17 protein-coding genes and 1 pseudogene are annotated in these 20035 nt (G+C 67.1%); 7 read left to right on the forward strand and 11 right to left on the reverse strand.

Annotated elements, in window-relative coordinates; genetic code table 11:
• Positions 1-236 precede the first annotated feature (236 nt).
• The 3 genes from ABZS54_RS15010 to ABZS54_RS15020 all read left to right on the forward strand — a co-directional run bounded on the left by ABZS54_RS15010 (position 237) and on the right by ABZS54_RS15020 (position 2812).
• Positions 237-599, forward strand: coding sequence for a hypothetical protein (locus ABZS54_RS15010; RefSeq protein ID WP_355534872.1), 363 nt, complete (start codon positions 237-239; stop codon positions 597-599).
• Entirely contained in the window at positions 596-2320 is a 1725-nt protein-coding gene (locus tag ABZS54_RS15015; protein ID WP_355534873.1) for a relaxase/mobilization nuclease domain-containing protein, read from the forward strand. The genes ABZS54_RS15010 and ABZS54_RS15015 overlap by 4 nt, the downstream gene beginning before the upstream one ends.
• Positions 2321-2443: 123 nt before the next feature.
• Positions 2444-2812: a hypothetical protein gene (locus ABZS54_RS15020; protein WP_355534874.1), complete on the forward strand. Its 369-nt coding sequence runs from the start codon at positions 2444-2446 to the stop codon at positions 2810-2812.
• A gap of 79 nt (positions 2813-2891) precedes the next feature.
• On the opposite strand, the gene ABZS54_RS15025 is transcribed toward ABZS54_RS15020, so the two are convergent.
• The 7 genes from ABZS54_RS15025 to ABZS54_RS15055 all read right to left on the reverse strand — a co-directional run bounded on the left by ABZS54_RS15025 (position 2892) and on the right by ABZS54_RS15055 (position 9860).
• Positions 2892-3572 (reverse strand): DCL family protein, encoded by a 681-nt coding sequence (locus tag ABZS54_RS15025; RefSeq protein ID WP_355534875.1) that lies wholly within the window; start codon positions 3570-3572, stop codon positions 2892-2894.
• 1365 nt (positions 3573-4937) lie between these two features.
• Entirely contained in the window at positions 4938-6155 is a 1218-nt protein-coding gene (locus ABZS54_RS15030; RefSeq protein ID WP_355534876.1) for an endonuclease/exonuclease/phosphatase family protein, read from the reverse strand.
• Positions 6152-6547, reverse strand: a complete 396-nt coding sequence (locus tag ABZS54_RS15035) for an ATP-binding protein (RefSeq protein WP_355534878.1) — start codon at positions 6545-6547, stop codon at positions 6152-6154. The genes ABZS54_RS15030 and ABZS54_RS15035 overlap by 4 nt, the downstream gene beginning before the upstream one ends.
• Positions 6548-6800: 253 nt before the next feature.
• The gene (locus ABZS54_RS15040; RefSeq protein ID WP_355534880.1) at positions 6801-7640 is read right to left on the reverse strand and encodes a hypothetical protein; all 840 of its coding nucleotides are present in this window, start codon (positions 7638-7640) and stop codon (positions 6801-6803) included.
• Positions 7624-8526, reverse strand: coding sequence for an aldo/keto reductase (locus ABZS54_RS15045; protein ID WP_355534882.1), 903 nt, complete (start codon positions 8524-8526; stop codon positions 7624-7626). The genes ABZS54_RS15040 and ABZS54_RS15045 overlap by 17 nt, the downstream gene beginning before the upstream one ends.
• Positions 8523-9713, reverse strand: a complete 1191-nt coding sequence (locus ABZS54_RS15050) for a cupin domain-containing protein (RefSeq protein WP_355534884.1) — start codon at positions 9711-9713, stop codon at positions 8523-8525. The genes ABZS54_RS15045 and ABZS54_RS15050 overlap by 4 nt, the downstream gene beginning before the upstream one ends.
• A gap of 9 nt (positions 9714-9722) precedes the next feature.
• The gene (locus ABZS54_RS15055; RefSeq protein ID WP_355534886.1) at positions 9723-9860 is read right to left on the reverse strand and encodes a hypothetical protein; all 138 of its coding nucleotides are present in this window, start codon (positions 9858-9860) and stop codon (positions 9723-9725) included.
• A 217-nt stretch (positions 9861-10077) separates the two neighbouring features.
• Between ABZS54_RS15055 and ABZS54_RS15060 the strand changes: the two genes are divergently transcribed.
• From ABZS54_RS15060 to ABZS54_RS15075, 4 genes and pseudogenes are all read left to right on the forward strand, one after another.
• Positions 10078-11223, forward strand: coding sequence for a helix-turn-helix transcriptional regulator (locus ABZS54_RS15060; RefSeq protein WP_355534888.1), 1146 nt, complete (start codon positions 10078-10080; stop codon positions 11221-11223).
• Positions 11224-11240: 17 nt separating this feature from the next.
• The gene (locus ABZS54_RS15065) at positions 11241-11990 is read left to right on the forward strand and encodes a 5-formyltetrahydrofolate cyclo-ligase (RefSeq protein ID WP_355534890.1); all 750 of its coding nucleotides are present in this window, start codon (positions 11241-11243) and stop codon (positions 11988-11990) included.
• 181 nt (positions 11991-12171) lie between these two features.
• Positions 12172-12813, forward strand: a complete 642-nt coding sequence (locus tag ABZS54_RS15070; RefSeq protein ID WP_355534892.1) for a hypothetical protein — start codon at positions 12172-12174, stop codon at positions 12811-12813.
• Positions 12814-12910: 97 nt separating this feature from the next.
• A pseudogene (locus tag ABZS54_RS15075) lies at positions 12911-13132 on the forward strand (transposase); the annotation flags it as partial.
• Between the two features lie 636 nt (positions 13133-13768).
• Here the strand turns inward: ABZS54_RS15075 and ABZS54_RS15080 are convergent.
• From ABZS54_RS15080 to ABZS54_RS15095, 4 genes are all read right to left on the reverse strand, one after another.
• Positions 13769-16855 carry a hypothetical protein gene (locus ABZS54_RS15080; RefSeq protein ID WP_355534894.1) on the reverse strand — a complete coding sequence of 1029 codons (3087 nt, stop codon included), beginning with the start codon at positions 16853-16855 and terminating at the stop codon, positions 13769-13771.
• Positions 16856-17677: 822 nt separating this feature from the next.
• Positions 17678-18103: a hypothetical protein gene (locus tag ABZS54_RS15085; RefSeq protein WP_355534896.1), complete on the reverse strand. Its 426-nt coding sequence runs from the start codon at positions 18101-18103 to the stop codon at positions 17678-17680.
• Entirely contained in the window at positions 18100-19587 is a 1488-nt protein-coding gene (locus tag ABZS54_RS15090) for a hypothetical protein (RefSeq protein ID WP_355534897.1), read from the reverse strand. The genes ABZS54_RS15085 and ABZS54_RS15090 overlap by 4 nt, the downstream gene beginning before the upstream one ends.
• Positions 19588-19597: 10 nt before the next feature.
• A complete protein-coding gene (locus tag ABZS54_RS15095) occupies positions 19598-19903 on the reverse strand; it encodes a hypothetical protein (protein WP_355534899.1) in 306 nt (101 codons plus the stop codon).
• Positions 19904-20035: the final 132 nt, after the last annotated feature.

A 20035-nucleotide genomic window follows, 5' to 3' on the forward strand; every position in this document is an offset into this window, starting at 1 on the left:
AGTTCAGTAGTGTTCTGTTCTGATAGGGGCACGGCGGGGGGGCCGCGCCCTGGGGGTGGGCGCGCCCCCGGGGGGGGGGGGGGGCCCCCACGGCCCGCAGCACCGGGGGGGCGCGACGGGAGGGGGAGCAGCCTCACACCGTCGCCGACACGCCGCCGCACGCGCCCGTCGACGCCTCCGCCGCCGCGCCCGCCAAGCCGCGCATCCGCAAGCGCAAGAAGATCCAGCGCAGGCCCGTGAGCGTGCGCCTGTCCGTCTCCGAGCGCACCGAACTACAAGAGGCCGCCACTACCGAGCGCCACACCCTCGCCCGGTACATCGCCGACGCCGCCCTCGCCCGTACCCGCGCCACCGGCTTCCGGGTCGACGGTGCGGACGACGCCCTCCTCGACGAACTCGTCCGGACCCGGACCGCCCTGGTCCGTCAGGGCACCTTGTTCAACCAGGTCGCCCACCGTCTCAACGCGGGCGGATCGACCCGCCCCGAGGACACCGCGCTGGCCGCCGCGGTCACCGACGGGATCGACCACTGCCGTCGGGTCGTCGAGCAGGTCGAGGCAGCGACCGACCGGCGCCTGGGGCGAACGGCCACCCGGTGATCGTCAAGATCGTCAACCGGACCAGGACCCGCGGAACGCTGCACTACCTGTTCGGCCCCGGCAAGAGCAGCAGCCCGCACACCGATCAGCACATCGTCGCCGCGTGGGAGGGCTTCCTCCCCGACCCCGGACACCTCGCCCCCGGCACCCCCGAATACACCGCCGCCCTGACCCGGCTCGCGCGCCTGTTGGACGTGCGCGTGGACCAGGCGGGAGCCAACGCCCCCGACAGGCACGTATGGCACTGCTCGCTGCGCAACCACCCCGACGACCCGATCCTCACCGACGAGCAATGGGCCCGGGCCGCCCGCCGGGTGGTCGCCGCCGCCGGGATCGCCGCCGAGGGCGACCCCAACGGGTGCCGCTGGATCGCGGTCCGCCACGCCGACGACCACATCCACATCCTCGCCACCCTCGTCCAGGCCGACCTGCGTCGCCCCGACAACTACCGGGACGTCTTCCGCGCCGGCGCCGAATGCGCCCGCATGGAGAAGGAATGGGGCCTGGTCCGAGTCGACCGCCCCGACCGCACCGCCGCCCGACGACCCACCGACGCGGAACGCCGCAAGGCCGAACGCCGAGGGCGAACCACCACCCCGCGCGAACAGCTGCGGGAAAAGGTCCGCACTGCGGTCGCGGCAGCCTCGAACGAGACGGAGTTCTTCGCCGCTCTCGACCGGCTCGGGGTCGAGGTCAGGAAACGAGTCCTGCCCTCCGGCGACGTCGGCGGCTACAACGTCGCACTCCCCGAGGACACCAACGCCCACGGCGAACCCATCTGGTTCAGCGGCACCAGACTCGCCCCTGACCTGTCCCTGCCCAAGATCCGCGCCCGCTTCCACCCCGACACCGACCGCGGCGCCCCCACCGCAGAACCCTGGTACCGGGCAGCCGCCACCCTCGACGCCGTCCCCGGGCACCTGCGCCACAACGAGGACGAAGCGGCGGCCGGGCAACTCTCCGCGCTGGGCGAGGCGTTCTCCGCCATGGTCGTCGTCACCACCGGCCCCACCCGCATCGAGGTCCGCCGAGCCTCGATCGCGTTCGAACGCGCCACCCGCTCACGTATCAAGGCCGACCAACGCGCCGGAGACGCACTGCGTTCGGCGGCCCGCGACCTCCTGTGGGCCGGCCGCGGCGAACAGGACGGCGGAGCAACCGCCATGATCCTGTGCACCCTCGTCCTGGCCGCGATCGCCGCCGCCCACTGGCACCGGGCCCGCAACCACCACCAGCAGGCAGCTGCGGCCTGCCAGGCCCTACGCCACCTCCAGGCCGCGTACCACCACGCCACCGCCGCGCGTCCCACGGTGACTCGCCCGACTCGACCAGGCATCTCGACCGAAACACGCCGTCAGGAGACGCCACCGGCGCCACCCGAACTCCTCGACGCCCTGCGGCAGGTACTGCCCGAGCACGCCGAACGCATCCTGGCCGACCCCGCCTGGCCCGCCCTCAACACCGCGCTCACCCAAGCCGCCCGCACCGGCAAAGCACAGACCACCGTCCTGCTCGAAGCCATAGGACAGCGCGAACTCGACACCGCCGCCTCACCCGCCGAAGTCCTCACCTGGCGCATCCGCCGCCAACTCCACCAACCCACCGCCCAATCACGAGCCGCCACCACCCGCAGCACCACGCGCACCGCCACCACACCTACCCGACCCGTCGCCCCCACCCCGATCCGCCCCACCACGGAGGAGCATCGCCACAGACGCTGACCACAGAACCCGCCAGGACTTCTGTGACCTGCGCGAACGCGGCCCCAAGGAGGCCGCCGAACACGATGGACTTGTAGAGCCGGTCGGGGGCATGGTGTGTCGTCCCCGACCGGAGAGGACACCATGCCCGAACCCCACCCCGACGACCGACCCGAGCTCCCGCCCGTCCCGAACCTGCACCCCATCCCCGAACCCGGGACCTACGACCAGGCCGCCCTGGTGACGTGCACCGAGTACCCGGACGAGCTCCGTGTCACCGGCATCCCCGTGCGCTGTCGGGCCTGCGGCGCCGGCCGCGACTGGCTCCTCGTCCACCACCGGGGCCACACGTTCATCCGCTGCCGCTGCGCACACCAATGGCACGAACCCGACCTCGACGCCGACGACTTCGAGACCCTCGCCGCCGGGCCACCGGACCGCTACTGGGCCACCTACGACGAGGCCCTCGTCAGCCTCGGCTTCGACGGGACCTTCGCCGGTTCGCACCTGTGAACGAGCCGTAGTGCACGGAATGAGCCTGACCTGCAGGTTTCGGGAGATCAGCATCAAGCCCCTGGCGGTCTTTACTCGTTCACGGGCGTGGGTGGGGAGAGGTTCTGCGCCCCGAGCCGAGCTGCTTGTGCTCGTCCTCGGTGAGCAGCGCAAGCACCTTGCGTCTGTCGTAGTGGTCTCGCCACCGGCGACGCACCTCGGGGTCTGCGAGGAGCGCGACGCCTTCCTCCTCTGAGGACGTGATCTCGACCGACTCCCAGTTGCCCTCCGGGCCGATGAACTCAGCTGCGATGTCGACAAATCGCGGGCCGCGAAAGTGGTGACTGACCCGGCAGTGCTCCGGGTCGAGCGCATCACCTGACTTGTCCGAGGTGAGGGTGCCCTTCTGCCTGCGGCTCTCGTAGTAGCCGCTGGTGATGTCGTTGACCTCGGCACGCAGCGCGCCCAAGACCTCCGTGCGGACCTTCTTCGGGTAGATGATCTGGCGGAAGGAGAAGTCCACGTCCGAGCCATCAGTGCGGATGATGCGGAAGCCCGACGACTGCCCCAGGTAGGGCTCATCGATGATGAAGTGGTCCACTCCGCAGCCGATCTTGACAGCGGCAAAGTCGTGCAGATCGAGCAGATCTCGAAGGAACGCGTCGTCCTGCGGCTGCTCGACCCTCTCGCCCACCGCGTAGCGGTCCCGCACGGCCTGGACGGCCTTGAGCGCCCTCTCCTTGGTGCGAAAGACACGGTCGCCGATCCGAAACTCAGCCATGCATCTCAGTTTCTCTCCGGGCTCCGCTGGCCGCTACCGCTGAGTGCGAGCGGAGGATGCTGCTCCGCGACAGCGAACCTAAGCATTTTGCCGCCGATGTCTGAGTGATCTCGATGGTGTGTTGGGTTCCAGCCTCGGAGTTCCACCCATCACCAAGGTGCGGAGTGCAGGGGGTTCCTGCTCGCGGACGTGGCCAAGCGGAAAGTAGGAGGCGGGCACCTGCAGGGGTTCCCGAGGACTACAAAACACCGAAATACGTGCTCTCCACCGGAATCCACGCGAGTGGCGCCGAGCAGCGTTCCTGCTCGGCGCCACTCGCGGTTCGTGGGCTGACGAACTTGACCTCGTCTGTCAAGGCGTGCGCGCGTCGATGCCGTACCGCAGAATGTTCAGGGCGATGTGCGCCTCGGTGAACACCGTCGAGGGGTTCTCGTCGTCCATCACCTGATGTATGGCTTCCCCACGCCATCCGTGTGGCAGCGCCGCCATGCGAAAGCCGAGGTCTTCGGCACGACGTGCGTCACACTCGCGTTTTTCGCGTGTCCAGCCGTCGATAGGTCGGCGACGTGACAGGCCGTTTCCGCGAGTCGACACAGACGCGCGCCGTCCTCGTCCACGTTCCAATGGCGCTGCGGCGTGGTCACCAGTACGTGGCCAGTGGCCATCGCACAGTGCACGGCGGCCTGTTCACCTGCGGGGGGCACCTCCCACCGGCCGCTCGCGACCAGACAATCCCGCATGAGCATCCCGGCGGTATGAGCCGCTGCGGCGATCTCCGCCCAGGGTTCCATCCGCCACCAGCGCGGCCAGCTCTCGCAGCTCCGCCCGACGTTCGGATTCCGGGCTTCCTTCGTCTGCGGGTTTCAACGGCGCACCGTTGCGACCTGCAGGTTGTGGTCTCTCCCGAACGCATGCGGTACTCCGGCCCCGGATGCCCGGCGGTGATGCTCCGCCTCCCGGAGGTATGGCCGCACCGTTGATGCTTCGTGCCCCGAGGGGAAGATCTCAAGTCCCCTGCCTTCGAGGTGCCCCGTCGCCAGCCCGCGCCCGGGCGTGCGGGCAAGCGCCTGCCCGCCCACCGAGGACTTTCGGAGCTTCGGCGTAGAAGGAAGTAGGTGATAGGCCAGCAGCTCGTAGCGGCGAGCGCGTGTGTCGCCCGGCGGTCCGAACAACAGTCTGCCCACCCACGCCAGAATGGCAGCGCGGCAGTACGTCGCGGCAGCAGGTCCTTCTGCGGGGGATTCTGCTCCGCGCTGGGCACGCGCGAGGACAGGGTGCTGGAGCAAGGAACGGGCTGGCGCCGAGAAGTGGCCGTTCCGGTCGCGGACCACCCACGCGACCGGAACAGGCTCTACAGGCACCGGTTCAGACCTCGACAACCGCATAGACGGGTAGGTGGTCCGAGAGCCGCCGCACGTCCGGGTCATCGATGACGCCCGCCGTGCGGAACGTTAGTCCACTGCCGAGGATGTGATCGCTCCGACGGCGGATGCCGTCCTCCTTCTCGTCCCAGTGGCCGACCGTGTCGCGCCCTGATCGCACGTTCGCGAAGGGATCAACGAACCCGGCCGCGTCGAGCAGACGGATCGCCCGCCGATCGGTGGGGCCAAGGGTCCCGTCCTCGTGGCACAGCCGGTGGCGCGAGTGGAGGTGGGCGGGCAAGGTCGACCAGTCGGGTTCGGGGTCGAACGCCCCGATCGTGTTCAGGTCACCCAGCAGCAGCGTGCGATGGCCGGGCGCCGCGTACTCGGTGAGCCAGCGGACCTCGCTCTCGCGGTCGTCGCCCGAGAACGGATCCAGATGTGTGTGCAGGACCGTAAGCGGCGCGCCGGTGTCCGGGACGACGAACTCGACGCGCTGGAGCGTGTGGTGGAACTTCCCCTCCGCCGCGTCCGCGGTGTAGCCGACGCGCCGGAGCTTGACGGGATTCCACGCGAGCACGAGATGGCATCCATGGCTCGCGGACGGAGCCAACATCGTCTGCATGCCCAACTCGTTCGCGATCGTGCACTCCAACGCGTGATCGTCCCGAGTACCGTGCTGCACCTCCTGCAGGGCGACGAGATCCAGGTCCATCGCCCGCAGAACCGCCATCTGCGAGGGGAAGCGATCGCCCCCTCCGTTCAAGAGGTTGTAGGTGCCCACACGCCTGACCGAGTGCCGCATCGCCTCTTCCTTCTCGGCCATCCCGTCACGGCGGAACGCCTGGAACGCCGCGTACTCCCGGGCGATGCCTTCGAAGAAGGCCCCCGTATCGCACCAGTCCCCATCGGACGCTTCGCTCGTCGTGCGGGGCGCGCCGTCCGCGAGCCGTGGGTCGAGGCGCGTCCGGAGCGCATCCGCGTAGGCGGCGAAGCCCCAAGAGTCGAGGCCCATGCCGACCAGATCCGCCCGCACGCCATCGAGCCGGCGATGCAGCTCGCGGTAACGCACGTGCACGTCCCACCCCTCCACGGCAGCCCAGCAACCGGCGCGGACCCGCTCGAAAGTGGAGAGACGCGGCGGGTATGGAACGTTGTCGATGTCCTGCTCGACACCCTGGGCAACCCCGGCGTCCGCCCGTGGGACGAATCGGCCGATCACGGGTGCACCGCGAATCCGGCGATGAACGCCTGGTAGCCGTTCTGTCGACGCTCGCATCGGAAGGCGGTCGTCAGGGCGTGGGCCAAGAGCAGTCCCCGTCCGGATTCGGCGTCCGGCTCCTCGACGGGTTGCGGCAGGGTCACCGCACGTTGGCGGGCCAGCACCGTTACCCAGAACAGGCCGTCGGCCGTGTGGGTCGTCACCAAGACGGCGCTCGTCGGGTGGCCGTGGACGAAGACGTTGGTGGTCAGTTCGCTGACTACCTCGGCGACGTCGTCCTCGTGGGCGCCGGCGACTCGTGCCTTGGCTGCGGCGTGCTCACGCGCGATGCGTACGGGTCGAGGACCGCGTAACCGCAGGACGGAGGGAAGTTCGAGAATATCGCTGGGCACAGTAGTCCTCAGACTTCTCGGGATTCGTGGTGAAAACCATTCGTGTATGCGCATGAGCGAGCGCGCGATCAGCCCAGGTCGGAATCGCGACACCGGTACGCGAACCGTGGTCCGCTGTAGGGCGGAGTTTCGGGCTGAGAGCTGCGGAACGGGCGGAGCCCCGTTCAGGGGTTCTCCGGGTACGGAGCCCACGCGCCGCCGCCCACATCCAAAGCCGATCCCGTCGGCTTGGCTCCTGGGAGGAAGCGAAGGGTCAGGCGCCGAGAATTCGGCTTGCTCGGGCGCGCAGGGGTTGTTCCAGGTCGAGGTTGTCGCCGCGTGTGGTGGTCTGAAGGAGCTGGGTGATGACGGCGAGTTCGGAGAATCGGCCTGCGGGGGTGTTCAGGACGTGCGCGAGTTCGCTTCGGATTCGGGCTGCGACGTCCGGGACGAGGAGGCTGTAGGTGTGGAGCATCGCGGCGTCGTAGCCGGCCGGGGCGGTGCCCCAGCCTTCCCAGTCGAGGATGGCGAGCCGGGGTGCGGTCAGGTTGGCCCAGTGCAGGTCGCCGTGGGCGGTGGTCCAGTTGGGCACGGTCGTGTCGATCGGGCGTCCGAGGTACTCGGGCATGGCGCGGTCGACGTATGCCTGGCGCAGGGCGACGCGGTCGGTGGTCACGGGGGCGATGTGGTCGAGTGCCCGGCGCAGGTCGTGCCACCACGTGTCGTCGAGTCCGGGGTCCTCGCGAAGTACGGGGCCGGTGGTGGTGATCGGGCGGGCCGTGACGCGGTCGTGGAGTTCGGCGCGGAAGGCGTGGTCGCCGTCGGCCCAGTCCTCGACGCCGCGCAACCGGGGCCTCGGCACCGAGTCCGGGACGGCCTTCTCGGCGTCCTCCGGCCCGAGCCACAACCGGCCGCCGGCCTTGTCGGCGGGTGCGCGGACGAGTCGCAGCCACCCGAGGCCGTGGTCACCGGTGACGGGCCCGCTCAGGGTCCTGCCGCGCCATCCCCACACTTCGGTGCCGTCGTCGGGAAGGACCGTTAGAGCGGTTGCGGAACGCCGGTAGGCATCGCGCATCAAGGCCACTTCGCGCGGGTCGTCAGGCGGCGAAAACATCGCTGATCCTTCGGAGTCGGCTCGGTTCGAGCGGCGGACGCGCACAGGCTCTCATGGCGTCGCTCCAGTGTTGCGGGTCGCTGCTGGAGAGCAGGACACGACACACTCCCGGTGCGGATGCCGCCACGATCAGGGCGGCTTGTGCGGCCGTCAGTCCGTCGCCGACGAGTTCGACGGCCTCGGGGGTGAGCATCGCAGGCAACTCGCCCCCGTGCAGTGGGGCCGACGCGAAGACCTCGACGCCTGCGGTGCGGGCGTCTCGAAGCACGCCGCCGCCCGCCAGTGCGGCGACGAGCGGTTCGAGGTGGACCAGGGAAACGGGGAGTTGCACCGCCCGCAGGTGGTGCCCCTCACCGGCGACGGTCCGCGCCATGGACAACAGCGTCCCGACGTCGAACCGGCCGGTGGAGAAGCCGGTCCAGGTCGCGATGCCGTAGCCACCGATCGTGCCCTCGTCCGCCGCTTCTTCGAGGGCTGCGATCGCCGACAGCAGTCGTGCGGCCTGGGCCTCGCGGCTGCCCTCGGGGGTGTGTTCGGGGTTGTGCAGGAAGACGACGTCGGGTCGTCGCCCGAGGTCGGAGCGGCTGCGGCGGATCTGCCATCGCACGAACTCGGGCGCCAGGCTGTGCCGGATACCCGCTTCGCGTCGGTGGAGCACCCCTGCGGTGAGTGCGTCGGCGGCGGTCTCCGGGGTCATGAAGCCGACCTTCGTGGACACCCGGATTCGAGGGTGTGCCGCAAGGATCGGCGCCAGAGCGCACTCGGCCGTCCCGTCGCCGTAGTTCGGCGCGGTGTCGATCCACTCGACCCCGGCGGCCACCGCGACCGTCGCCGCGAGTGCCACGTCGGGACAGCGATAGGTGCCCAAGGCGAGCGTGGCCGTCACGTGGTCACCGTCCCGACGTGCGCAACCTGGCCGGACACCAGCTCGGTGACCACGGCGGCCACCTGTTCGACCCGTACCCCCGACGCCTGGGCAAGCTCGCCGAGCCGGTGGGAACGACCGTCCAGGAGAAGGGTGAGCATCGCACGTACCTGCGGGGCGAAGATCCACTCCTCGCCCCCTGCAGTGAGCACGACCCGGCCGTCGGGGTCCCGGGTCACCGATGCCCGTGAGACGAGCAGTCTCACCGGCAACCCGGCCGATGCGGGCACGCCGTCGACGTAGGGCAATGAGGGTGCCTGCCGAGGCTGCTCGGTCGCATCCCGAAACTCGGCGTATCGATCGACCACGCCCTCGGCTTCGAGCTCGGCCGTGACGAGCTTGAGCAGGGTCTCGGCGAAGTCCCGCTTCTGTTGTGCCGATCCGAGCCGCGGCACGTCGGCGCGCATCGCCTGATGGGTGCGCAGGGTGTCGGCGAGCCAGCCGATCAGGTCGGCGCCGGTCGTGCTCTGCAGGCCGAAGGTCAGGTGCAGGGACCTCCCGCCGTTCTCGGCGGCGACGGCGTGCCACCAGCCGCGCGGCACGTACAGCGTGTCGCCCGGGGTGAGTACGAGGTCCGCGATCGGTTCGTCGGGCGGCCGTTCGGGAGCTTCGACGTCGCGGTGCATCGGCGCGACACGGGTGGGACCGTACAGGCGCCACCGCTTCGCGCCGGCGACTTGGACGACAACGACGTCGTGGTCGTCCCAGTGGGTCCCGAAGCCTTCGTTCGCGGTCCACGACGCGTACAGGTTGGCCTGCACCCCAGTGCGGAAGTCGCGTTCCAACTGGGCAGCGAGGTCGCCGATGCGGGCGTGGAGTTCGTCGGCGGCGTCCAGGACGAGGGTGGCGCCAGCCGCCAACCGCTCGTGCAGGGCAGCCGGTTGGATGCGGTTCCACACGGTGTTGCGGCGGGTGGTCACCGGTCGCGTGTACAGATGCTGCGGCAGCATCTCGCCGCCCGAGCACAGGCGAAGGCGTGGGGGTTCGAGGCGGTGCCGGGCCAGGATGGCGTTCACGTCCTCCCAGCCGAGCAGGCCGGCGACGGTGGTGGCGTCGCCGCGTGCGATACGGAACTCTCGGCCGAACACCCGGGCGAGGAAGGTCTCCCCGCCCAGGCGCGCGACCACCGAGGTATCGGCGGTCGTCATGTCGGGCCGTCAGTCGTTCGTGTCGCTGACGCCGGTCGAGCCGCCGTCGGACGGCTGCTCGGCGCGCGAGCGGGCGGCCACGATGCGGCGGTGGGCGACCAGCAGGCCGTCCTCCGCCTTGGCCGCGGTGGGCATGATCTCAGGCATGGCATTCCTCCTTTTCGGTTGCGAGGGCGAGTTGCCGCCGCCCCCGACGCATCGCGGTGAGCGGGACTTCACGTCCCGGTCCGTTGGCGTGGACCCACCGAATCGCGTCGCGCGGCTGGGGAACAGGGCGCCAAAGCCGCACGCATGCTGCATCCATGCGGCACTGTGGGTGATGACCTGGGGAATCGGCGGACCATGGCAATCGGGAGGCCACGCCATGATGTTCAAGCGCCATCGACTCGTACAGCGCCGCGAGTCCCGGGGATTCACCCAGGAATCACTCGCCGAGCGGCTCGGCGTCGACCGCACCACCATCGCCCGCTGGGAGAACGGGAAAGGTCCGCAGCCGTGGATGCGTCCGAATCTGGCGAGAGCGCTGAGTCTGTCCCAGGAGGAGCTCGACACTCTCCTGCGTGATGTCAGCAGTTGCGATCGGTCGCCGGTGATCGGAAGCCTGGGCCATGGTGACCAGGCCACAGGAGCCGTGTTACGCGCGGACCTCTCTAATGTCGCCGAACGCTACGACAACTCGCCTTCCGCAGGGCTACTCGCCGACGCGGGCCAGCTCCTGACTCGCGTCACCATGGCCGCCGACCAGGCCCGCACCGGGCGAGCCCAACGCGAACTTCGCTGCCTGCAGGCCGAGGCGGCGACCCTGATGGGCCAACTCGTCTGGGACGCCTCGCAACGCTCGGACCACACCACAGCCCACACCTACTACGCACAGGGCATCGATCTCGCCCGCCACCTGCACGACCGCACCCTGGAAGGCCGAGCCCTCCTACGCACCGGATACCTCGCGCTCTACGGCACCTGTCAACCGCAAGAGGGCCTCGACTATTCGCTGCGGGCAGCCGAGGCCGCCAAGACCACCAGCCCCGCGCTGCTGGCCGTCGCCCTCCTCCACGTCGGAGAAGCACATGCGATGCTCGGGCACGCCACCGATTGCGAACGAGCCCTCGCCCAGGCCGAACACCACCTCGACCGGGTCACCTCCGTCGACGCCGCCGCGGACCTCGTCTCCCCCACCCAGTTCGGGCGCCTGGCCGGATCGTGTTACCTGAACCTCGGACAGAACCGTCGTGCCCAGCAGCAACTGCAGTCGACTGCCGAGCAATTGCTCGCGAGGCGGAAGTCGCGCACCATCGTCCTCGGAAACCTGACACTCGCCCTCATTAGGCAAGGCGAGCTCGACAACGCCGTATCCGTGCTCGGCCAGGCCATCGACGAGCTGGAACAAACCCGAGGAGGCGGGGGCATGAACGTCATCTTCACCGCCGGCCGCGAACTACGCCCCTGGCATCGCCGAGTCGACGTACAAGACGTACAAGACCGCCTCTTCACCCTGATGACCGCCACCTGAACACCAAGGAGCGCGCGGTGCCCACCGAGCACGACCAGGCCAAACAACGTGTCCGCGAACGAGTATGGGACGCACTCGACGCCGCGGACGCCGTCCACGACGCGACCAGTCACGGCCGAATCCCGGACTTCCACGGCAAGGAGCAGGCCGCCGAACGCCTCGCCGCGCTCGCCCGGTGGAAGTCCGCCGGCGTCATCAAATCCGTGCCGGACAAGGCCCAGCTACCCGTCCGCGTGCAAGCCTTGGCCGAGGGCAAGATCGTGTACATGGCGGTCCCCAAACTCGCCACGCCGAAGCCGTTCTACGTCCTCGACCCCGCGACACTCACCGCCCCGCCCGAGCAGGCGGCAACCAGTCACATCGCGGCAACCATCGCCCCGACCGCCGACGCCGACTCCCTCCAACCGATCGACATCGTCGTCCTCGGCAGCGTCGCCCTGAACCACGCCGGCGTCCGCATCGGCAAGGGCGCTGGCTACTCCGACATCGAGTTCGCCCTGCTTACCGAGGCTGGCCTCATCAGCCCCGACACCCTCATCGTCACCACGGTCCACGCACTTCAAGTGATCGACGAACCGATCCCGTCCACCGAACACGACGTCACCGTCGACCTGATCATCACCCCCGACGAAGTCATCAGAACGACCGAAAAGCATCGCCCGCCAGGCATTCTCTGGGATCACCTCACACCAATCAAGATCGCGCAGATTCCCGCACTCGCCCTACGAGCCTCCCAGCCCCATGGCGGGTCGAGCAAACGCACCTGAGAAGAGAGTGCGGCACTGCGGGACGTGATTCCCGGGAGGTCGATAATCCACATGAGCCACGGAATCGATGAGGTAGTCCGCGAACTCTGCGTGATACCCACGGTCGCTGGGTCGCGGCGACGCCGCACATAATCGGTCACGGTCGCTGACGAACGGGCAAGTAGACGAACGGGGGACCCTCATGGATGTGACGACGCTGGCTGTCGCGCTCATCGGTGTCGGCGGGACGATGGGCGGGACTCTGGGAGGGGCCGTGCTCAGTCAGCGCGCCCGCCGGGTGGAGCTCGCCGAGCAGACTCAACGCACCCAACTCGAACGCGAACAGCAACGTGACGAGCGTGCGCTGCAATCCAAGCGCGACCAGTATGCGCAACTGAACGCGACGGCGCGCGCCTATCGAGTGGCAGCTGGAGACGCCGTCCGAGCCACGGAGCGCGGAGAGAACTTGGACGCACGCCTGCTCGACTCGGCCAGAGAGGCGTGGGCCGAGCTATATGCGCAGGCCCAGATGATGCTGACGAAGGAACTGCTGGACATCACCTCGGAGCTCAACCAGTCGCTCGGACTCGGCTACGCGGTGGTCAAGCAACTCCCGAACAGCACCGATCAGACCGCGGCTTGCCGACACGCAAAGGCATGGTTCACCGGCCCGTTGTCGGACGGCGTGTACCTGCTTCGCGTCGCGTTGCGACACGACCTGGGTGTCGAGGTCGACGCGGACTTCGAGCAGACCTCGCGCCGGATCCGCGATGCCCTCTCCCGGGCACACGCCGACCTGGCCCGCCAACTCGACGCAGAGCGCCGCCAGATCACAACACCGTGACGAGCACCCGAGCTCCCTCGACCGGGTGGTTGTGCATCCCGGTCTCGGTTCTGGTCTCATTTACTGGCGTTCAGGGGCGTTCGCGGGTACGGCATAGAAACCTGCCGAACCGGGACGACTGACCCCGGCCCGAGTCCGCCGCAGGTTCAGGAACATCCGCCCGAACCTCGCCCACCTGGCCAGCGCACCCAAACTCGGATAACCCGGCCCCGGACGCCCTCCCGGTACCAGGAACCTTCGACCCGCGCCCCTCTACGACGTGGGAGCGACCGTCAAACGCGAGCGCACCCTCACCGCCCACCACGAACGCACAGGATAAAGAACCAGCCAAGCATCTGTCGCCAAACGTGGGCCAAAGGTGCACTCCAGTCAGACGGCCCGACACGATAGTGATCAATCCGAGGCTCCAAAGCACAGAGTGCCGCAGGGGTGCGCGCATATGCGCCAGGCGGGAACGCACCTCACCTCAATCGCCCTCGCGAACCTCCACGTCGCCCAACACACCCAGACGAGACGAGAAATCCCGAAACCGTGGAAACCGGCGCCCACCCAACACGATAATCGGGCCGGAAAGCTACCCGAAGGCGGAACTCTGCCACCCAGACGACGTGACGGGCCGTCAGCAAGCTGACGACCCGTCGCGAAAGGTCGAGGCTAGCCTGGCAACCGCCAGGTCCTGACGTTCGCTGTACCGCCACAGCGTCCCTGGCAAATTTGGGCAGAGATAGAAAACGTAGCGACAACGGGCCGGTTGACCGCTGAAGGTGTGGCGCACGGCAGCCCTCAGAACGTAACGTCCATCCAGCTGTTGGCCTGGAGCACGGCATGCCGCAGTCTTCCCAGGATCTCAGGATCAGCCTCGATAGGCCTTCCAGCCTCGACTCCGTGGCATCGGCCGCGTAGCCACTCGCACCAGCTTGTCATCCACTCCCATGAGTCTCTGATCAAGAGCCTCCTATGCGGAGGTCGCCTTGGTAGGCGGCTGAATCTGAGAAGCGCGGAGAGTTGCTCTGACACTGTAGGCCGGGTCCGCAGCCAACTGCTCACGCACGGCGGGATGGGACATGTCAGTCTTCCGGCTCAATGCGCGAGCGAGCGCGCGACGAACGCGCACGTCAGGATCAGCGGCCAGGCGACGGCCCAGGTGTGCTGGTTCCCCATGATCAGCCCACAAGGTTGCCGCAAGGCTACGGATTGCCCAACCTTGGCTGGCGAGAAAGGCGAGATCGTCCTTGACCGTATCGCCGAGCCGCTGTAGAGCTCGAGTCGGCCAGAAATCAGAATCCTCGCCCAGCAGTGAGTACACGAGGCGTCTCACTTGGTCACGTTGAGCCGCATTTGTCGCGAGCGTGGCGGCAAGCACGACTGCTTGACCGCGGCTGTCCTGTGGCGTTCCATCTATACGAAAGCCCCCAAGTTTGTGTGTGAACTGCCCGTTAAATTTATCGTGGTCTGAGGCCGTGGGGGAGGTAGCCAGTCGTATCGCGGCCTCGAAGTATTCGCCCTGCTTGGACTCGTCGAGATGGGGACTAAGGTTGGCGGCGGCGATTAGGTATTCGCCCCTGTCGCTTGAGCTGACGTGAGGGTGGTCGGCTCTAGATAGGAGCTCGGCGACAGACGAAGCGATCGCATCTGGAGAGAGACGGCGAATGAGAAGCGAGTCCCCGACCGCATTCGTTCCAACAGAATAGACCCCATCCACGTGATCGAGCGGTGTTGTGAGTCTCGTTAACGCCTCGGCGGCAACCCTGGCATCGATATCTTTAGGGTCCTCAAACGAGAGCATCTCGCTTGCCCACTGGTTACCTGATGCTTCGAGGGCAGTGAGTACGTCGCGCGCGAGCGGTTGGTTCTTTTCGATCGCGTCGAACGTGATGCTGTTGCGCGCTCCCTGAGAACGGCCGAGCAGCGCTACTAGATGTGTGATGGCACGCGCCGCGAGCGGGAGGTGGGTGAGCGCAACCTTGGCCACCACGACGGCTTCGTCCTTATCGTGGTATCGGTAATGGTTCGCTTCTACGAGTGGCTGCTTCTCGAAGTGGCCCAGCACGTTGTCCGCGCGAGTCGCATCGAGGCGGTCCGCAATGCCAGCCAGCGCCTTGACTGCATTGTTGTATCTCGACGTGGAGAATGCCGGTAGGTCTGGCCTGCACCCCGTCTCTGCCGCCGCTAGTTCACCGACAAGGCGCCCTGACACAGCGTCGACGAGGTCGTCCGGTACAAGGTCTGCCTGTGTCGCGAGCAGGCGGTAGCTTGTGCCGACTGACCAATAATTGGGCGCGTCCAACTCAGCGAGAATATCAATGAACTCGCGAGGAAGGGACTTGCCGAGAGCCTCGATAGCTTTGGTCGCGCCCGCTCGGATTAGGTGACGAGCCGCCAGTGCGGGCTCGTCGGACTCGATGAGAATTGCGGCGAGAACTCGCCGGGCGCGCTCTTCTCCGGCCCAGTCGCTGGCTGTCACAGCGTCACGCAACGCACGTTGGGCGGAAATTGCTGCAGACCGGAGTTTCTGATCACTCAATGCCGTCAGCGCGTCCTCATAAGCGCCATCGGCGGCAGGCACGAGGGGCGAAGAAGTCCCCATCCGACGGATCGCTGTCTGCAGGGGAAGTAGGTCGCTGCTGGTGAAAGGGTTCCAGCGCGCTCGGAAGGCTCGACGGCTGAAGATCCATGTTGACGCTTCGCCCCATTGCCGCGCCAGCGATGCAGAACCGGAAGCTTCGTCCCACGCGAGATCGGCCTCTTGGAACTTCTGGTGCAGGGCGCAGTCGCGCGCGTAACGCGCCGTCACCAGGCCCAATAGGTCATGTCCGAGATTCAGCTTGCGAGCGTCGGTAAGCAGTTCTGACCAGTCTACGGTGGTCTCCGCGAGAAGCAGTCTTAGCCGCGTGCGCAGAACCCGGTCGATCGACGACATGCCTGAAAGATCGACGAAGACCGGAATGGCTCTCGTCAGCCATTCCCGGTCGTCGTTCGCTAAAGCAGTCTCGCCGGCGAGTAGCGCGAGCCGAATTTGATCGGGGAGATCCCCGACCCGGAGGCTGCCGATATCTGGAACGTACCCGGTGGGATTAAAGTAGAGATCGATGGCGACCTCGCTGACGCGTCGATAGAGCGTGACCTGCTCGTTCTCCGCCGCAAGCTTTGATAGCTCGTCGAGCCGAGATCGCGTGATCTGCGCAGTCACCGACAATCCCTGATCGAGAGCGGTCCAGAAGTCGTCCAGCACATGGCGCGCGGCTTCGTCAGCTCGGCCTACGCTCGCAAGCAGTCGAACGCGATCCTTGTCGTGTTGCGTGGCATGCGGCCCGAATCCCGCGTCACGTAGCTTCGTTTGCCCCGCCTCGATGAACGAGAGCGCCTGCGAAGGATCAGAGGCTGCGGCTGCATCATCGAAGAATTTTTGTGCGCCGGTGGTGACTTCAGGTGTCCGAGCGATCGCCTCACGAACAGCCACAACCTCCGCAGGAGGCACGACGGTCACGTCTACCTTGAAAGGTAGACAGAATGCTTCAGCAGTGGGCATTCCGAAGAATTCGATAACGATTTCCGGCCGCCCCCTCAGGAGGTATGACAACTCCTGCGCATCCCACAGCTCCAAGCTGATCGGCTGGAGCGCTTTGCGCTGAATCGCGAGCTCTTCGACCGCTCCGGTGCTTCGGACAGTGCGGGCCACGCCGATGATGAGGCGGTCGATCGAGAAGGGACGTATCGTCGTACCAAATTTCTTGACAGCCGCCTTTATCTCCGCAGCACCGAACCGAGTGTATTTCTTACTTTGGAGCGCGGTGCCGCTGCCATCTGACGCTAGGGCAACGATATCGAGACCGTACTGTGCTTGGCCGCGATCTCCATACAACTGAGCATGGCGCAGGCCCTCCACATCGCGCATCACCCGCCATTGAAGACGTTCGAAGTCCTCCCAGGAAAGGGCATTGAAAGGAAGCAGCTCGAGCTTTCCGATCACCGGCGCGGGCACGGGAGCCGACGGTGTGTCATTGAGCGACGATCCAAGCGGCAGAGGGCGCCAGTCCGTCATGCTGTTCTCCTTAGCTTCCGCTCGTGGCGAGCCGGGCTACTCGCCCTTCGCGACCACGAGGCCGCCAGCAGGGCCCCATCGTTGTCGTGGTTGGCCCCGACGGAACTGGTAGCAGCAGCGCCGAAGGAACCTGGTACTCGCTCCGCGTCCGCGGCAGGAGCCTCACAAGGTAACTCCTCGGCCCCCGACTGGTCTCAGTTCTGGTCTCATTCACCAATGTTCAGCCCGGCCCACGAACCGGATACGCGAATGCTCCGCGCCAGGTCAGGACGCCGGCGCGTCGGCCCGATCACCCAGACGGCGACTTGGAAAGCGTGTTGGGTTCACACCCTCACGAGTTCGAATCTCGTATCCTCCGCCAGCCTGAACAGGCAAAACGTTGCCCCCGGCCGCCTTGCGGCCGGGGGCAACGTCGTTGTCGGTCTCGGTTCCGGTCAGTCGGCGCGGCTCAGTGCTCGGAGGAGCGACACGACGCCGCCTTTCGTCCGATCGCCTTCCGGCGGTCGGTTCGGCTCAAGCGATGCGATGACTGTTATGCAGTGCTTGCGTCTGTTTTGTGGAGTACGGAACGCAAGCACGACCACTCGCCGGGAGGGCGACATCACGCCCCGACGCCGCCACTGGACGGGCCTTCGAGTACGGCGCCCCCACCCAGCTCCCGCACCGCCGCGCCAATGGTTGGACCAGACCCACCAGCAGTGTCACCGGTCGAGGTGGTCGTCCGAATTCCCCGACGACCACCTGATGCCATTCAAGAAGCGATACGGACGATCCCGGCAGACTCGACCGGGCACAGGATCGGTTCCGGGCAAGCCGACCACGTCATGCATGCGGGGTGGGCGGCGACACCTCAATCGGTACGCCTGCTCCCGTCAGGATACTCGCGAGCAACTCGACCTCCACGTACGTCCCGGACCAACCGGATGTCATGGCCTGGGCGGTCATCATCGATGCCGTCTTGAGATCGACTTCGCATACCCCGCGGAATGCCTTGAGCGACTGGACTTTCGCCCGAGGAGATTTTCCGACCAGGAGACTCCAGGCGCCGTGCTCGGCCAAAAGGGATTCTCTGACGAAGTCCGGCGCCGGACCCGCCCCCCCGTCGTCGATGACGAGCCCACAGCTCTCGCAGCGCCGATCCACGGCCCAGCGCAGGGTTTCGTGGTCTACGAATTGGGCGAACCACCCCTCGACGACGCCATCGCAGTTGCCGCAATTGTCCGTGAACCGCGCGCCTTGGGTGATCATTCCAGCCATCCTCTCATGCGCAGATAGCGGTCGACGGTCGCATAGAATCTGGCAGAAGTGCCCGAGCCGTCCCGGGGATGGTGGTCTGCATGATTCCCCTGCCCGAACCACCGGTGATGCAGTTCCTCGTGCACAAGTGTTCTTCTGAGTTCCAGCCGGCTTTCAAAAGGCTTGAATCCGATCTGTGTTCCGCTGTTCGCTTTTGCCATACCCGTATTCACCCACGGGCTGAATCTTGCCGTGTGCGTAAATTTCAAATGTGGAAAATCCTCTTTGATCGCGGCCTCGATGGCACGATTTCGGGCCTGCGCCGTCTTGCCGGTGACGTGGCTCAGATCAGCGGTCCAGACGTTCCCCTCTCCTCGGTTCTGGGGGGCCGTGCCAGCGAGCGTATCCGTGATGCTCGGGCGGGCTCGTGGCGCAACCCTCGCCGCTCCGCTGCCAGCGGCACCACCTGCGGAACCGGCCAGCACGTCGAGAAGCGAGACCGGTCGTCCGGCGGCCACGTCGATGATGGCGGCCGTGCCGCCGCCGGCGACGGCCTGGCCCGGGACGCTGTTCAGGACCGCCGGGGCCTTCGCGGTCAAAGTGGTGAGGGCGTTGAGGCGGGTCGGTAGGACCAGCTTGGGCAGTTGCTGGGCGCCTGCGGACATCGTGCCGCCCACCGCGCCGCCGGCCGCGCCGTAAGCAGCGGTCGCCAGGAGGTGGTCGGCCGTCAGGCCGTCCTGCGCGCCCATCGCGATCTTGATCGGCTGGGCCACGGCGAGGTCGAGCACAACGGAGGTGACCGCGCCGATGACGGCACTGCCCACGATCGTGCCGATGACCTCCAGCACTGTGGCACTGATAGCCAGGCCGCACGCGGTCGCGGCGGACTCGGCGGCGAGCGTCGCCGCGGACATCGCCGCGCCGGAGATGACGTTGACGCCCGGAACGATCAGTAGTCCCGCGCCGACCAGGATGGTCGCGGCCACCGCCAGGATCTCGGCCTTGAGCACGGTCTTCTGGGTCTGGACCCCGTCGGCCAGCTTGCGCAGCGATGTCGCCTGCTCGCGGCACGAAGTGGCGGTCGCCAGCAGCCAGCTCTGGCCGCCGCCCTCGTATTGATTCCAGAACGCGGCGAAGTTGTCGATCGGTAGACCGCTGTTGTCGGCGATGATGGCGCGCGCCGGACCCGCTGCGCCAGCGGTGACCTGGTCGAGCGTGGCGGCCATCCGCTCGTAGGTGCCGGCCATCTGCCGAAGCTTGTCCTCGTCCGCCTTGGGCCAGGGCAGTCCCAGGAACCGGATGACCTGTTCCACCGCGTCGTCGCCCAGACTGACCAGGCCCTTGAGCGCCTCCATGCATTCATCAAGGCCGGCCTCCGCGAGGTCGACGACGAAATCGAATGCCTGGTCGGCCTTGTCCACGCCGGCGTCGACGATGTCCCCGGCCTTGTCCAGGCCGTCCCCGACGAGATCCACTGCGTCTCCGAAGAGTCCCATGCGTGGGACCTCAGCTCAGGCGCTGTGCGTTGGCTTCATCGGTCCCCACGGTGTTGCCCACCATGGCTTCCAACGTGGGCGCGATACTCGCCACCCCCTCCGCCAGAATGCCGGAACTCCGAACGATCACCATCTGGTTCGCTGCGAAGGTGACACCGAACTCGCGCCCGTTCTTGTCGTCGCCCCACGGCTCGCCCAGGGCTGCGAGCTCCGACCGAAAGGCGTCTGCGGCCACCCGCAGTCGGTCGGCCTCCGCGACGAACTTCGGTAATGTCGCCCGGATGTCCGCCGGATTGATCTTGATGTCGCTGCCCATGGTCCACCCCGTGACTACCGACCAAAATAACAATATGTAATCATCCGATTACTTCGTTTGGCAGTGTACCCGGGCCCTCCCCGGGGGGCGCCGGCATTTCAGCGCGCTGCGGGCAAGTGACGCGTTTCACGC

It is taken from the genome of Embleya sp. NPDC005575, assembly GCF_040605455.1.
In the GTDB taxonomy this organism is placed as follows: Bacteria; Actinomycetota; Actinomycetes; order Streptomycetales; family Streptomycetaceae; genus Embleya.